Annotated in this window: 15 protein-coding genes and 1 pseudogene; 9 read left to right on the top strand and 7 right to left on the bottom strand. The window is 39.3% G+C overall.

Annotation, left to right across the window (positions count from 1 at the left end; all coding sequences use genetic code 11):
* Window positions 1-9: 9 nt before the first annotated feature.
* The 5 genes from CWB76_RS02560 to CWB76_RS02540 all read right to left on the bottom strand — a co-directional run bounded on the left by CWB76_RS02560 (window position 10) and on the right by CWB76_RS02540 (window position 3463).
* Window positions 10-687 carry a flagellar hook assembly protein FlgD gene (locus CWB76_RS02560; RefSeq protein ID WP_138605270.1) on the bottom strand — a complete coding sequence of 226 codons (678 nt, stop codon included), beginning with the start codon at window positions 685-687 and terminating at the stop codon, window positions 10-12.
* A gap of 13 nt (window positions 688-700) precedes the next feature.
* Window positions 701-1132 carry a flagellar basal body rod protein FlgC gene (flgC, locus tag CWB76_RS02555; protein ID WP_008113068.1) on the bottom strand — a complete coding sequence of 144 codons (432 nt, stop codon included), beginning with the start codon at window positions 1130-1132 and terminating at the stop codon, window positions 701-703.
* A gap of 2 nt (window positions 1133-1134) precedes the next feature.
* Complete coding sequence (gene flgB, locus CWB76_RS02550) at window positions 1135-1545, bottom strand: flagellar basal body rod protein FlgB (protein WP_138605269.1); 411 nt, start codon at window positions 1543-1545, stop codon at window positions 1135-1137.
* A gap of 128 nt (window positions 1546-1673) precedes the next feature.
* Window positions 1674-2504 (bottom strand): CheR family methyltransferase, encoded by an 831-nt coding sequence (locus CWB76_RS02545; protein WP_138605268.1) that lies wholly within the window; start codon window positions 2502-2504, stop codon window positions 1674-1676.
* Between the two features lie 20 nt (window positions 2505-2524).
* Entirely contained in the window at window positions 2525-3463 is a 939-nt protein-coding gene (locus CWB76_RS02540; RefSeq protein ID WP_138605267.1) for a chemotaxis protein CheV, read from the bottom strand.
* 138 nt (window positions 3464-3601) lie between these two features.
* On the opposite strand from CWB76_RS02540, the gene flgA reads away from it, so the two are divergent.
* The 3 genes from flgA to flgN all read left to right on the top strand — a co-directional run bounded on the left by flgA (window position 3602) and on the right by flgN (window position 5128).
* Complete coding sequence (gene flgA / locus CWB76_RS02535; protein ID WP_171039587.1) at window positions 3602-4309, top strand: flagellar basal body P-ring formation chaperone FlgA; 708 nt, start codon at window positions 3602-3604, stop codon at window positions 4307-4309.
* Between the two features lie 74 nt (window positions 4310-4383).
* The gene (gene flgM, locus CWB76_RS02530) at window positions 4384-4704 is read left to right on the top strand and encodes a flagellar biosynthesis anti-sigma factor FlgM (RefSeq protein WP_138605266.1); all 321 of its coding nucleotides are present in this window, start codon (window positions 4384-4386) and stop codon (window positions 4702-4704) included.
* Window positions 4697-5128, top strand: coding sequence for a flagellar export chaperone FlgN (gene flgN / locus CWB76_RS02525; protein WP_138605265.1), 432 nt, complete (start codon window positions 4697-4699; stop codon window positions 5126-5128). Before flgM ends, flgN begins: the two co-directional genes overlap by 8 nt.
* A gap of 69 nt (window positions 5129-5197) precedes the next feature.
* On the opposite strand, the gene CWB76_RS02520 is transcribed toward flgN, so the two are convergent.
* Window positions 5198-5656 (bottom strand): LPP20 family lipoprotein, encoded by a 459-nt coding sequence (locus tag CWB76_RS02520; protein WP_138605368.1) that lies wholly within the window; start codon window positions 5654-5656, stop codon window positions 5198-5200.
* Window positions 5657-5795: 139 nt separating this feature from the next.
* Between CWB76_RS02520 and CWB76_RS02515 the strand changes: the two genes are divergently transcribed.
* A complete protein-coding gene (locus CWB76_RS02515) occupies window positions 5796-6983 on the top strand; it encodes a flagellar assembly protein T N-terminal domain-containing protein (protein ID WP_138605264.1) in 1188 nt (395 codons plus the stop codon).
* Here the strand turns inward: CWB76_RS02515 and CWB76_RS02510 are convergent.
* Window positions 6980-7879 carry a LysR substrate-binding domain-containing protein gene (locus tag CWB76_RS02510; RefSeq protein WP_138605263.1) on the bottom strand — a complete coding sequence of 300 codons (900 nt, stop codon included), beginning with the start codon at window positions 7877-7879 and terminating at the stop codon, window positions 6980-6982. The two genes, CWB76_RS02515 and CWB76_RS02510, sit on opposite strands and share 4 nt — an antisense overlap.
* A gap of 113 nt (window positions 7880-7992) precedes the next feature.
* Here CWB76_RS02510 and CWB76_RS02505 point away from each other — a divergent pair, with 113 nt between their 5' ends.
* The 5 genes and pseudogenes from CWB76_RS02505 (at window position 7993) to CWB76_RS02485 (ending at window position 13147) form a co-directional block, all read left to right on the top strand.
* Window positions 7993-8721 carry a glutathione peroxidase gene (locus CWB76_RS02505; protein ID WP_008111816.1) on the top strand — a complete coding sequence of 243 codons (729 nt, stop codon included), beginning with the start codon at window positions 7993-7995 and terminating at the stop codon, window positions 8719-8721.
* 54 nt (window positions 8722-8775) lie between these two features.
* Entirely contained in the window at window positions 8776-10224 is a 1449-nt protein-coding gene (locus tag CWB76_RS02500; protein ID WP_138605262.1) for a dihydrolipoyl dehydrogenase, read from the top strand.
* A 133-nt stretch (window positions 10225-10357) separates the two neighbouring features.
* A pseudogene (locus CWB76_RS02495) lies at window positions 10358-10483 on the top strand (exopolyphosphatase); the annotation flags it as partial.
* Between the two features lie 363 nt (window positions 10484-10846).
* Window positions 10847-11923: a hypothetical protein gene (locus CWB76_RS20445; RefSeq protein WP_283235053.1), complete on the top strand. Its 1077-nt coding sequence runs from the start codon at window positions 10847-10849 to the stop codon at window positions 11921-11923.
* 291 nt (window positions 11924-12214) lie between these two features.
* Entirely contained in the window at window positions 12215-13147 is a 933-nt protein-coding gene (locus tag CWB76_RS02485; protein ID WP_138605261.1) for a DHH family phosphoesterase, read from the top strand.
* Window positions 13148-13173 lie beyond the last annotated feature (26 nt).

Below are 13173 nucleotides of genomic sequence, written 5' to 3'. Positions count from 1 at the left end.
TAAAATCTATTACGCGATTTCTGCGACATCAGTCAGCCTAACCGCACCTTCTTTAGTATTAATAATAATGCCGCTTGAGCCGTTAATATTAACACTTTCAATATTTTTGAATGTAGCTAATGGGAGGCTTGAAAATTCCCCATTTGTACTACCCTCTGCTTTGATATTGTATTCACCAGGTGGTAGCCGTTCACCCGCTTCATTTTTACCATCCCATGCAAAACGGATGGCTCCTGCAGGCTGAGTACCTAAATCTATAGTTTTAACCAACTGCCCGGATGCATCTTCAATGCGGATCATTAAACTATCGACTGGCTTTTCAGCTACAACAGAACCTCTTGATTCACCCGACTCATTAAGCTCCAGTGTATCCGACTCCAACAAAGCTTGTTTGCCAACCAGTGTTGATGCTTGCAATGCCGAATTTGATGTCATCGACGCAGCTAAGGAATCAAAGTTAGAGTTTAAATTTGATATTCCTTCAGCCATGGTAAAGTTTGTCATTTGTGCAATCATCTGATCGTTATCAGCAGGTTTGCTAGGATCTTGATATGACAACTGCTGTGTTAACAACGAAAAAAAATCTTCTTGGGTTAACGCATCACTGTCTTCTTTTTGTGGCACTTGCTTATCTTGCCAACGTAAAGACTCCATGTAGGATGAAGAAGTACTAATATCGTTACTCATGAGCTACCCTCAGTTACCGCTGACCTAACAGCAGTGTTTTACTTAACATTTGCTTAGCTGCATCAGCAACTTGAACATTTGTCTGATAAGAGCGAGATGCAGAAATCATATTTGCCATCTCCTCAACAACATTCACGTTGGGTTTATAAATGTAACCATTTTCATCCGCACTCGGGTGGTTTGGGTTATATTCAATTTGTAGTGGTTTATCACTCTCAACCACTCCTAACACTTTCACACCAACGGCAGAGCCCTGTGGGTTGCTTGCTGACGCTGACGCTTTTGTTAGCTCCGCAGCAAATACAGGTTGTCGCGCTCGGTACGTTTCATTTTGTGAAGAGCTAATTGTATTGGCATTAGAGATATTACTTGCGGTGGTATTTAATCGCACGTTTTGCGCGCTCATACCCGAACCTGCAATATCAAACACATTATATAAACTCATAATTAGGCTCCTTGACTACCGAGGGCTTTTTTCAGGCCTTTAAATTTACCATTAAGAAACTGGACACTGGCCTGATACTCCATAGCATTCTGTGTATACAAGTTCCGTTCCACTTGTATATCAACAGAGTTACCATCACCTGTATCTGTTTGATTTGGCGTACGAAATAATTCATCTCCACCTACAAAACGGGTACCACCGGCAATGTGTTTTTCGTTGGTTCTTACCATCGTATTGCCGCTTAGTTGGTTAGACTTTGCCGTTTTTAATGCTGAGGCAAAGTCGATATCTTTTGCTTTATAGCCGGGCGTATCAGCATTTGCGATATTAGTGGCGAGCATTTCTGCTCTTTGCGAACGGATCAACATCGCATGCGGATGCACGCCTAATGCTTTATCAAAACTGATAGCCATAACTATCTCCAAAAAATTGACTTAGTATCAATAAAGCAATAAGTAAGCCAGCAATGAAAGTAGTGATGATAAAAACAAAAAACGGCGCTACAGCACCGTTTTTAGGAGGGGGTATATCTTAATATTCGTTATTTCTTTTGGTAAATAATGCCGGGGTTACAACGTACCATATCAAATTCGGTACTCAAACCAGACATAGATTCCGACGCACCTAAAAATAAATACCCCTTAGGGTTAAGTGCTTGAGAAAATTGTGCAATTATTTTGGCTTTCACCTCAGGTGAAAAATATATTAAAACATTACGGCAAAATATAATATCGAACTTACCCATCAAGGCGTACGAGTCGAGCAAATTTAAATGCCTAAAGCTCACTTGCTTTTTCAATGAGTCAACCACTTGTGCCATACCATTGCCGCTGTCTTTAAAAAATTTCTTACGACGATCAGCAGATAGCCCGCGAGCCAGTGCCAATGCATCATATTCAGCGTTTTTACACATATCCAGCATGGTATTTGAGATGTCAGTACCCACTATTTGTGCACCCATTTTTAAAACACCAGGACTACTTGATTGAAACTCAGCTACCGACATAGCAATTGAATAAGGTTCTTGCCCTGAAGAGCTCGCAGCAGACCATATTTTTAATGGTCTATTTAGCGCTTTAAATTCAGGGAATAATCTGGTTTTGAGCAACTCAAATGGGTATTGATCTCTAAACCACAATGTTTCGTTGGTTGTCATGGCATCAACAACAGCAGCGCGCAATTGACGCTCATGTACGCCAAGTGTTTTGCTAACCAGTTCAGATAACGATTCAACATTAAACCGAGACATTAATGGTGCCAAGCGACTTTTAACCAAATACTGCTTATTTTCACCTAAAACAATACCGCACTGTTGTTCTAAAAATAAGCGAAATTGATCGTATTCTGTTTGCTGCAAATCTTTATTAGTCAAATCAATAACACCTATGTTTATTAATCACAATGAACCCACTTATTAACGGCTGTAGCAAGCTCGTCTGGATTAAATTTCGCTATAAAATCGTCAGCCCCTACTTTTTCAATCATTGCTTGATTGAAAACACCACTTAATGAAGTATGTAAAATCACATGCAGTGGTGCAAGTTTGGGATCTGCTTTAATTTCTGCAGTGAGCGTATAACCATCCATTTCGGGCATTTCTACATCTGAAATAAGTAACCCTACTCGCTCTGTAATATCGTTAACACAATCAAGCTCTGCAATTTCTTTTAGTCTTATTAAAGCTTCTTTACCATTTTTAGCAAGTTCAGTAGTTACACCTAAAGGTTCTAACGCTCGTTTAACCTGATTTCGTGCCACGGCCGAATCATCGGCAATAAATACTATACGCTCACCCAAATCTTTTTGCATACTACCTTGAGCCTGAGCCGCAACATCTGCGCTAACCTCTGTATTTACAGGACAAATCTCGTTTAAAATTTGTTCAACATCTAGAATTTCAACTAACTCATTTTCAATTTCAGTCACGGCTGTTAAATAAGAATAACGCCCCGCACCTGATGGCGGAGGCAGTATTTTTTCCCAGTTCATGTTAACAATCCGCTCAACGCCACCAACTAAGAATCCTTGAACTGAACGGTTATATTCAGCAATGATAATAAAACCTTCTTCTATATTTTTTATAGGACGGCCACCTACAGCCATAGATAAGTCAATCACCGAAATAGTTTGGCCACGGATATGTGCAACACCTCGAATATAAGCATTAGCCTTTGGCATACTAGTAAGAGGCGGGCATTGTAATACCTCTCTTACTTTAAACACATTAATGCCGAAGCGCTGACGCCCGTTAAGCTTAAATAACAATAATTCTAAGCGGTTTTGCCCAACCAACTGAGTACGTTGGTTTACTGAGTCTAAAATACCGGCCATTTAAATCTCCTAAGAAAACAAATATAAGGAACGATAATTGCTTTCAATTAATAAAGCGTCATAACACAACGGGGGCGTCTAAATTCTGACGCAAAATATTTATACCCTGTTTGCAACCATAAGCATAGTCGAAACATTATGAGTTTGTTAAAAAAAATCAGAAGATACAGTGTTTTTTATTTTCTTGCTAGCCTCTGCTTCACTTTGCCACTAAAGGCTCAAGTATTTAGTAAAGAATCACTTCAAGAAATGGCTGTATCTTATGTTGCACAAAAAGCAGTGACTACAAATGATAACAAAATACAGTTTAGCGCATTACCGTTAGATAGCCGCATACCTGATCGCCATTGTAACTCTGAGCCAGAGCTAGTAACGCCAAGTGAGCCCCCTTTTAATCGTCAAGTCACCATTCAAATAAAATGTAACGATAGTGACAACTGGGCACAGTACGTACATGTCAGAATCACTGAATCAGCACCCGTTGTAGTTGCAACGACTAATTTAGCACGAGGTGAAGTGATTACTCCATCCCATTTAAGTATTGATATGCGCCCTGCGCACTTTATACGCGTTCAGTATCTTGATGATCCTGAACAACTTATTGGTAGCCGCAGCAAACGTAATATTCGTGAAGGTATGCCAGTACTACTCAATCAAATTTGTATGGTTTGCAAAGGCGACTCTGTTAACATATTTGCCAATATTAAAGGATTAAGAGTAAAAACCACGGGTGTTGCATTAGAGGATGGAACCTTAGGTGAACAAGTACGAGTAGAAAACAAAAAAACAGGTAAAGTTTTAAATGCACGGGTAGATGGTGTAGAGTCTGTGCAGGTAAATATTTAATGTAATTTATGCTAAAGTATCTTTAGTAAATGCCGATATATAGGCATCAGTTGGGTAATAAATGGGTTTTTATCATGGTCGGTCAAGTTAACAAATCAAATCAACAGCCTGGTGTTTTAACAAACACTCAACAGCAAAAAGTTGATTTAAAAAGAGATAATGCAAATACGCAGGCTGCGCAAACGCCTTCGCCTAAAGCGGCAGGCGATTCGGTGAGCCTAACACCGCAAGCTAAGCAATTAAAATCTTTACAAGAAAAAGCAGAGCAGTCTTCTGGTTTTGACAGTAACAAAGTTGCTGAACTTAAAAAAGCCATTACCGAAGGCAAGTATCAAATAGACAGTGAGAAACTTGCCAAAAATTTAGCAGACTTCGAGTTTAATGTTTATGGCTGATCACAATAGTTTAATTACGATTAAACTAAACGAACAAATAAATTGTTTAACAACCTTGAGTGAGCTTCTTACCCAAGAACTTAATGCAATTGCCTCACGTAGAGGCGAAGGTTTGAAAGAAATTGCCCAACAGAAAATGTCTTTTTTAACCAGCATAAGCACCCTAGATAAAGAACTCAGTAAACTGATTGCCAGTAATGATCAGCAAACAGATGAAAACAATGACTTAATAAAGCTGACCAGAACTAAGCTTGAGCAATGTCAAAAACAAAATGAAGTTAATGCTCATGCAGCTCATCAGGCACAGTTAAGTGTAAAGCAGCTAAAAGGTATTTTAATTGGTGCACCTTCATCAATGACCTACGACCAAGCTGGTAGCGTCGTAAATACCGATAACAGCATTGTGCGTAACCTAAAAGCCTAAAAAAATACCCATAAAAAACGCCTAAACGATAATTCGTTTAGGCGTTTTTTATGGGTAATAATTTGTCGCTTAGTAATAAGTGACTTTTTTCACTTCCCGTGGTTTTATCTCACCGATGTACAAGTCGTGAACGCGTTTCATATTAAGCTCAAGCTCGGTTACATACATATCATTAACGGCATATGTTTTTATAATTTGTGCGCCTTTAATAATACCTTGTACTTTGCTTTGTAAATAATCATCTTGGGCAACAGACCCAGCGACTGTTGTACCTGCGGTAATTTTTTGCCCGTATACTTGCTCTGTTAGTTCGCGATAAGCCTCGAGCTTTGAAGCCTTAATCGCCATAAGTTGTTTTTGCGTATCACTACTTCCCGACTGCAAACTAATGGGCGCATAGCCAACCGCTTTTAATACTGGGTAATTATTTGGCTCAACATATTTATACTCAACGTGTTTATCAAATATATTACTACAACCGCTTAAAGTTAAGCAGCCTAATGTGATCATTAATGGCATTACTCGCATCATACTGGGCCTTTAAAAACTAATTAAACTCAGTTATGCATGTTTAGTGCCAGTGATATGCCTTTAAATAGATAACAAAAAATAGTGGTACATTACTTGCTGAAGTTGATTAACGCTAACGTTTAATTGGAGTAAAAGTATGAAATCGTTTTTAAAGGCTGTATTAGCAGGGTTAAGTACCACTGCGGTATTAACGTTTTCACCTTTTACTCACGCTCAGTGGTATGAGTCTACCGGCCATGCAGTTATTCAAAATAGCGATATTCCTAGTGCAAAAGCCGCAGCCATAAAAGATGCGATAACCCAAGCCTTAGTATTTTCTGGGGCTCGTGTAAGTTCAGTGCAAACCCTTGTAGATGGCGTATTAACTCAAGACCAACTAAAAATAAGTAGCCAAGGCGAAATCCAAAAAATAGAACTCGTTAGCGAAAACCGCAGCAGTGATGAATTTGCGATTACCTTACGCCTAGATATTTTTGCACAAACCGAACAATGCCCGCAAAGCAACTTCAATAAATTTATAGCCGTGACGCAAAGCCAATTAACTAATCGCGAACACGCTAGAATGGGTCAAATATTTGACATTAATAAAGCCGTAAGTAAAAACATCTACACGGCACTGCAAAAATCAAAAATGAGTGCCGTCCCTGTTGCCTATTTCAATAAAGCGATAAAAGTCGATACTTATTTTAATCAACAGCATGACTATTCTAACAGCCAGTTAGAGGAAATTTCATCGCGCAGTAACGCGCAATACGTGTTGTTAAGCCAAATTACCAGTTTATCCACCAGCGATAAACTCAATAGCGACTATGCATTTTGGCAAGATGAGAGCTATCAGCGTCACTACCAAATAGAGTTTAGTTTATTTAATGGCACTACTTATGAGCCCTTGTGGCAACAAAGCTATCAAAGCCAAGCAATCTGGCCATTTGAAAAAACAACTATTATTGATGTAAACAGTAATCGTTTTTGGCAGTCACCTTTTGGTCAAAGTATTAGTGAGATAAACCAAACCCTAAGTTACGATTTGCAAGCAGCCATGGCGTGCCTACCCACTCAAGGCAAAATTATGCACATGGAAAATAATAAACTCGTCATTAATTTAGGAAAGGCACATGGCTTAGAAAAAGGCCAACAGCTGAGTATTGCTCATCATAATTATTTAACAGACGCGCAAGGCAACACCATGCCGCATACTATAACCACTTTGAACCGTATTCGTGTAGAGCAGCTATATCAGCACAGTGCCATTGCCGTCAGTATTAATGATCAGCCTTTACCGGGCGTACAAATTAACGATATTGTGGAAGTTGCAACGCCCTAAAGTACTTGGGTTAGCTTAACTTTTAAATTATCGTGAGCGCTTAACCAATCTGCTAACTGCTCAACCCCAGATAAATGCGGGTAGTGCTTTCGACAGGCCAATACAATATTACGTTGCTGATTAGGAAAAATAGGCAAATAATGAATTCCCTCTCGGGGGATTGCAGCAAGTTTTGGCACAAACGTAACCCCATCGTCCATCGCCACCAGCGCTAATAAGGTTTCTAAGCTATTACCTTGATACTGGCTAGAAACATCCACTCCTGCCGAAAAACAAAACTGCTGAGCTTGATCTTTAAAGCAATGGCCATCACTTAACATTAATAGGTTACTACCTTGAAGGTCTTGCAGTGCTACCTTTTTATTTACAGCTAAAGCGTTATCAGCAGATACCGCAACTAAAAAGTCTTCTTTATATACATTAATAGTATGGTAATTTCTTAGCTCAGGCACATCCGCTAAAATTGCAAAATCCACCTCGCCACTGTCTAGCGCAGCTAAAATGGTAGAAGTTTGCATTTCAATAAACGAAAACTGACTTTGAGTAAATGCCGCTTTCATTGATGTAAGCAGTGTAGGTAGTAAATACGGGGCAATAGTAGGAATAATACCAATACTCAGCTTGCCCTGTAACGGTTGGTTAGAAGTAGCAGCCAGTTCTTTTAATATTTGAGTTTGTTCTAATATAAGAGTGATTTGTGTCAACAAACGTTCACCTTGGGTTGTTAAGGTGACGTGCTTAGTTGAACGGTCAAATAAGATAACCCCTAATTCTTGTTCTAGCTTTTTAATTTGCCCACTCAAGGTGGGCTGGCTTACAAAGCAAGCGTCGGCTGCTTTGCGAAAATGTTTAAAATGCGCAACGGCTTTTACATATTCTAAATCTTTTAAGTTCATATTCACATACAACCTGATAGTTTATGCCTATCAGTTTAATACAAACAAACGATTGGAACTATATTTAATTGTTCGCCATAATGGCTATCAACAAATCAAGAGGAACTAAAAACATGTTAAACAATATTGAAGGTCAAACAATCCCTAACGTTACATTTGCAACGCGTCAGAACGACGAGTGGAAATCAGTAACATCAGACGACATTTTTAAAGGCAAAACAGTCGTTGTGTTTTCACTACCTGGTGCATTTACACCAACGTGTTCATCAACTCACCTACCACGCTACAACGAGTTAGCTGGTGTACTTAAACAAAATGGCGTTGACGACATTGTTTGTGTATCAGTAAACGATACCTTTGTAATGAACGCATGGGCTGAACATCAAGAAGCGCAAAACATTACTTTACTACCAGATGGTAACGGTGAATTTACTGACGGCATGGGTATGTTAGTTGATAAAAACGATTTAGGTTTTGGTAAGCGCAGCTGGAGATACTCTATGCTGGTTAAAGATGGCGTAGTAGAGAAAATGTTCATCGAGCCAGATTTACCAGGCGACCCGTTTGAAGTATCAGACGCCGACACCATGCTTGATTACATCAACCCAACTCAAGTAAAACCAGAAGCGGTCACTCTATTTACTAAGCCTGGCTGTCCTTTCTGTAAAAAAGCAAAAGAGCTACTTACAGCTAAAGGCTTTGCTTTTGAAGAAATTGTAATGGGCGCTGGCGCATCACTTACCAGCCTTAAAGCGGTATCGGGCCGTGAAACCGTACCACAAGTATTTATTGGCGGTAAGCACATTGGTGGCTCAGACGATTTAGAAAAATACTTTGCTTAATTAAGTAAATAAAACAGGGGCTGCAACGCCCCTGTTTATTAAAGGAAAAACACTATGAAAGAATTGCAAACCGACGTTGTTGTTATAGGTGCAGGTACCGCTGGTTTAAGTGCCTACCGTAATGCAAAACAATTTACTCAAAACGTACTTATGATTGAATCAGGCCCATACGGTACAACCTGCGCACGTGTTGGTTGCATGCCAAGTAAGTTATTGATTGCTGCAGCAGAAGCCGCGCACTCAATAGAAATAGCACCTGCCTTTGGAGTTCACAGCTCAAAACCGGTTATTGACGGTAAAGCCGTTATGGCACGAGTAAAAAGTGAGCGCGATCGCTTTGCAGGATTCGTAGTAGAAGCCGTAGATGAAATACCTAGCGAAGATAAAATTCGTGGCTATGCACAATTTTTAGACGCCAACCGCGTGCAAATAGATGAGCACACCATAATCACTGCTAAACGCTTTGTAATAGCAACAGGTTCACGCCCATCTTACCCTGGCGTATTTAATAACTTTGGCGACCGACTGATTATTAATGACGATGTATTCGACTGGGATGATTTACCAGAATCAGTGGCCGTATTTGGCCCTGGCGTTATAGGCCTTGAAATTGGCCAAGCGTTGCACAGATTAGGAGTAAAGGTAAAACTCTTTGGTGTAGGTGGTGCCATAGGCCCATTAACCGACCCAGTAGTTAAAGATTACGCTAATACCGTATTCGCAGAAGAATTTTATGTTGATACCGACTCAAACGTTTCAGATATGAAACAAGTAGGTAATAAAGCAGAGCTAACCTATACCGACAAACAAGGTGTTAAACACACCGAGCAGTTTGGCTATGTTCTGGCTGCAACCGGGCGAGTACCTAACACCGATAAACTAGGGTTAGAAAACACCGGCATAGAGCTTGATGAACGTGGCGTACCACTCGCTGATGCCCACACTATGCAATGTGGCAACTCCCACATATTTATTGCTGGCGATGCTAGTAACATGATCCCTTTGCTTCACGAAGCATCCGATCAAGGAACAATCGCAGGGCAAAACGCAGGCCGCTACCCTCATGTACGTGCGGGTTTACGCCGCGCTAAAATTGCTGCCGTATTTAGCGACCCACAAATAGCCATGGTTGGTGAAAGCTTTAAAGAAATTAGCCAACGATTAGGCAGCTGTGAGTGCTTTGAAATAGGCGAAGTCAGCTTTGAAAACCAAGGCCGTAGTCGCGTTATGCTAAAAAACAAAGGCCACATGCGTGTGTATGCCGAGCACGGCACCGGCTTATTTTTAGGTGCTGAATTTATTGGCCCTCAAGCAGAGCACATTGCTCATTTATTAGCATGGGCTGTACAAAACAAAATGACTGTACCACAAATGCTTGATATGCCTTTTTATCACCCTGTTATTGAAGAAGGCCTTCGCACTGCACTGCGAGATTTAAACGCTAAATTAAAATTTGGCCCAGACATTATTAACCATTGTATGGAATGTGGCCCAGGCGCATAACACACCACTAATACACACTTGCTACTCAAAGCCAAAACTCTTGTTTTGGCTTTTTTTATGTTAAAAACAGGTATATAAAATGGAGTTTAAGCTGCTACACTCAGGTTAATAAACAAACAAAAATGGACCCACAATGAGCAATAATAAATATAGACTTGTCACTCGAAGCGATTTTGACGGCCTAGTGTGTGCCGTATTACTTAAAGATTTAGATTTAATCGACGATATTTTATTTGTGCACCCAAAAGACATGCAAGATGAAACACTATCACCACTTAAATGTTAATGACTAAATTACAACATAACCTATCCGCTAATATTGGAAGGATTAGCCAGAGTGCATCGACTCTCCTTGTAACAATTCCAGAAGTTTATTAGCATTCAATGCTTAGTCATTCATAGGCAATACATTAACCACTCTTTAATAGCGTTTAGCGCTAATTTTTTAGATGAGCGCCTCATATACTCTAAAAGTTTAAGAATAATTAGTACTTAACTATCAAGGCTTTAGTGTAGTTCAAAAAGACCGCGGGTAGGAGTATTAAAAATATAAGTTACCAGCCTTTGTGCTTGCATTAAGTACCCAAATGGGGTAAATTTCTTTTTTTAAAAAGGAATTATTATGCAATTTTCTAAATATTTAATATTAATGTCATCACTTTTTTTCGCTTCACAGACGAGCGCCGAAGAAGAAAATATCATTGATGTTTTACATAATTATGAATATAAAATTTATAACAAGGCTCATTCAGTAACTAAAACGTTTAATATTGCTCCAAAGCAAGGCTTTGCCAACCTTACCTTGATTAGTTCATCTCCGGGAAGTAATAAACAATTTATAAACTGTAGTATGATGGTATTTCATCCTGACGGCCGTTTAATCAAAAAATTAGACTGCGCAGGGAATAGTCATGATATACAGATTTTATCTCCTTCTATTGATGCAACCTCTGGCTTTAAAGCTGAAGTAACACTTCAATATTACGATAACACTTTGCCTAATAATACAGTAGTGGACTATGATTTCTACAGCAGGTTTCGCTTTTCTGATACTTTAGACGAAGGGCTACCAACGGATCCAACTGAACCAACGGATCCAACTGAACCAACGGATCCAACTGAACCAACTGAACCAACTGTTCCAACTGAACCCTCTTATATAAAAGAGTCTAAATTCAACACAATAAAAATAACTCCGCAGCGCTATGGAAGAGAAAACTTTGGGTTTTCACTTCTAGATGGTTATCCAACATTAATAGGGTTTTCATTTGATGCAGATTATGACAGTAGGCTTGTAAGCTGCAGAATTCAAATTCACGCTTTAAAAAAGAAAATTGATGGTATAGCAATCAACGAGCAACTACTGGCTACCAACTGTAATGACCCTAAGCTTAAGTTGTATCTTTTTAAAACTCCTGATAACCCAGAAGACTATGAATTAATAAGAGCAAGTTTGAGCCTAAAAAACCGCCACTCTAGAAATATGGCCTATGTACCAGTTAATTTTACAGTCATAAAAGGTGCTATTGATAACTCAACCACTAACAGTTTGCCTGCATGGTACATTGAATACTATAAGTTACCTCATAATGATAGTAACGATAACTTTATAGATAGTGATAACGATGGATATAGTAATATTGATGAATATTTGGGGGGTTCAATCCCAACTGACGCTTCAAGTGTACCATTTGAATAATAATTCAAATGGTACACTGCCTTGCATCTCGCAAGCCTTTACGTCTTGTCTTAAGTTGGGATGTTAAATTGAGACAATGACTAATATTCTTCTCTGCAACAATACTGATATAAAAATAAGACATTTTCGATTCTATTAGAGTAATTTCAACGCTACTAATCCTAAATGCAATGAACTTGCTACTCAAAGCCAAAACCATTGTTTTGGCTTTTTTTATGTTAAAAACTGGTATATAAAATGGAGTTTGAACTGCTACACTCAGATTAATAAACAAACAAAAATGGACCGAAAATGAGCAATAATAAATATAGACTTGTCACTCGAAGCGATTTTGACGGCCTAGTGTGTGCCGTATTACTTAAAGATTTAGATTTAATCGACGATATTTTATTTGTGCATCCAAAAGACATGCAAGACGGTAAAATAGCCATTACCAGCAACGACATTACCACTAACCTCCCCTATGTTGCCGGTTGTCATATTGCATTTGATCACCACTTGAGTGAAACCGTTCGTAACGAAAGCGATATTAAAAACCACATTATTGACCCAGATGCGCCCTCTGCAGCACGCGTTGTATACGACTATTATGGCGGTGCAGAGAAATTCCCTAATATTTCAACTGACATGATGGAAGCGGTCGATAAAGGGGATTCGGCACAATTTACAAAAGACGAAATTTTAAACCCAACTGATTGGGTACTGATGAACTTTATTATGGATGCGCGCACAGGACTTGGCCGTTTTCGTGAATTCAAAATTTCTAATTACCAGTTAATGATGAAGTTAATTGACGCCTGTAAAGATCACAGCATAGAACAAATACTAGCAATGGAAGATGTTGCCGAGCGTGTTGCGTTATACCAAGAGCACAACGCACAAGCTAAAGAGCAAATAGACCGCTGCTCATCAGTACACGACAACTTAGTGGTACTCAATTTAACCGAAGAAGAAACCATTTACGCTACTAACCGCTTCGTTATTTACGCCATGTTCCCCGAATGTAATATCTCAATACATAAAATGTGGGGACTTAAAAAGCAAAACGTGGTGTACGCCATTGGTAAATCAATCACCAACCGCAGCTCAAACACCAATGTGGGCGAGTTATGCCTTAAATACGGCGGCGGCGGCCATTTAAATGCCGGTACTTGCCAAGTAGACACTGACAAAGCTGAGCAGGTACTGAGCGAGCTTATTGCTACAATTACTAGTGATGGTTAAGAACTAGCTATCAGCTATCAGCTATC

Source organism: Pseudoalteromonas sp. S1609, from assembly GCF_005887255.1.
Taxonomy (GTDB): domain Bacteria; phylum Pseudomonadota; class Gammaproteobacteria; order Enterobacterales; family Alteromonadaceae; genus Pseudoalteromonas.
The sequence above is the reverse complement of the archived record's forward strand: the minus strand, read 5'-3'. Positions and strand labels throughout refer to the sequence as shown.

What these genes read in the sequence shown, in the direction of transcription:
- CWB76_RS02505 (WP_008111816.1), top strand. Translation starts at nt 7,993, where the DNA reads ATGTTAAACAATATTGAAGGTCAAACAATCCCTAACGTTACATTTGCA.
- CWB76_RS02560 (WP_138605270.1), bottom strand. Translation starts at nt 687, where the DNA reads ATGAGTAACGATATTAGTACTTCTTCATCCTACATGGAGTCTTTACGT.
- CWB76_RS02540 (WP_138605267.1), bottom strand. Translation starts at nt 3,463, where the DNA reads ATGGCCGGTATTTTAGACTCAGTAAACCAACGTACTCAGTTGGTTGGG.
- CWB76_RS02485 (WP_138605261.1), top strand. Translation starts at nt 12,215, where the DNA reads ATGAGCAATAATAAATATAGACTTGTCACTCGAAGCGATTTTGACGGC.
- CWB76_RS02510 (WP_138605263.1), bottom strand. Translation starts at nt 7,879, where the DNA reads ATGAACTTAAAAGATTTAGAATATGTAAAAGCCGTTGCGCATTTTAAA.
- flgB (WP_138605269.1), bottom strand. Translation starts at nt 1,545, where the DNA reads ATGGCTATCAGTTTTGATAAAGCATTAGGCGTGCATCCGCATGCGATG.
- CWB76_RS02515 (WP_138605264.1), top strand. Translation starts at nt 5,796, where the DNA reads ATGAAATCGTTTTTAAAGGCTGTATTAGCAGGGTTAAGTACCACTGCG.
- CWB76_RS02520 (WP_138605368.1), bottom strand. Translation starts at nt 5,656, where the DNA reads ATGCGAGTAATGCCATTAATGATCACATTAGGCTGCTTAACTTTAAGC.
- flgA (WP_171039587.1), top strand. Translation starts at nt 3,602, where the DNA reads ATGAGTTTGTTAAAAAAAATCAGAAGATACAGTGTTTTTTATTTTCTT.
- flgN (WP_138605265.1), top strand. Translation starts at nt 4,697, where the DNA reads ATGGCTGATCACAATAGTTTAATTACGATTAAACTAAACGAACAAATA.
- flgM (WP_138605266.1), top strand. Translation starts at nt 4,384, where the DNA reads ATGGTCGGTCAAGTTAACAAATCAAATCAACAGCCTGGTGTTTTAACA.
- CWB76_RS02500 (WP_138605262.1), top strand. Translation starts at nt 8,776, where the DNA reads ATGAAAGAATTGCAAACCGACGTTGTTGTTATAGGTGCAGGTACCGCT.
- CWB76_RS20445 (WP_283235053.1), top strand. Translation starts at nt 10,847, where the DNA reads ATGCAATTTTCTAAATATTTAATATTAATGTCATCACTTTTTTTCGCT.
- flgC (WP_008113068.1), bottom strand. Translation starts at nt 1,132, where the DNA reads ATGAGTTTATATAATGTGTTTGATATTGCAGGTTCGGGTATGAGCGCG.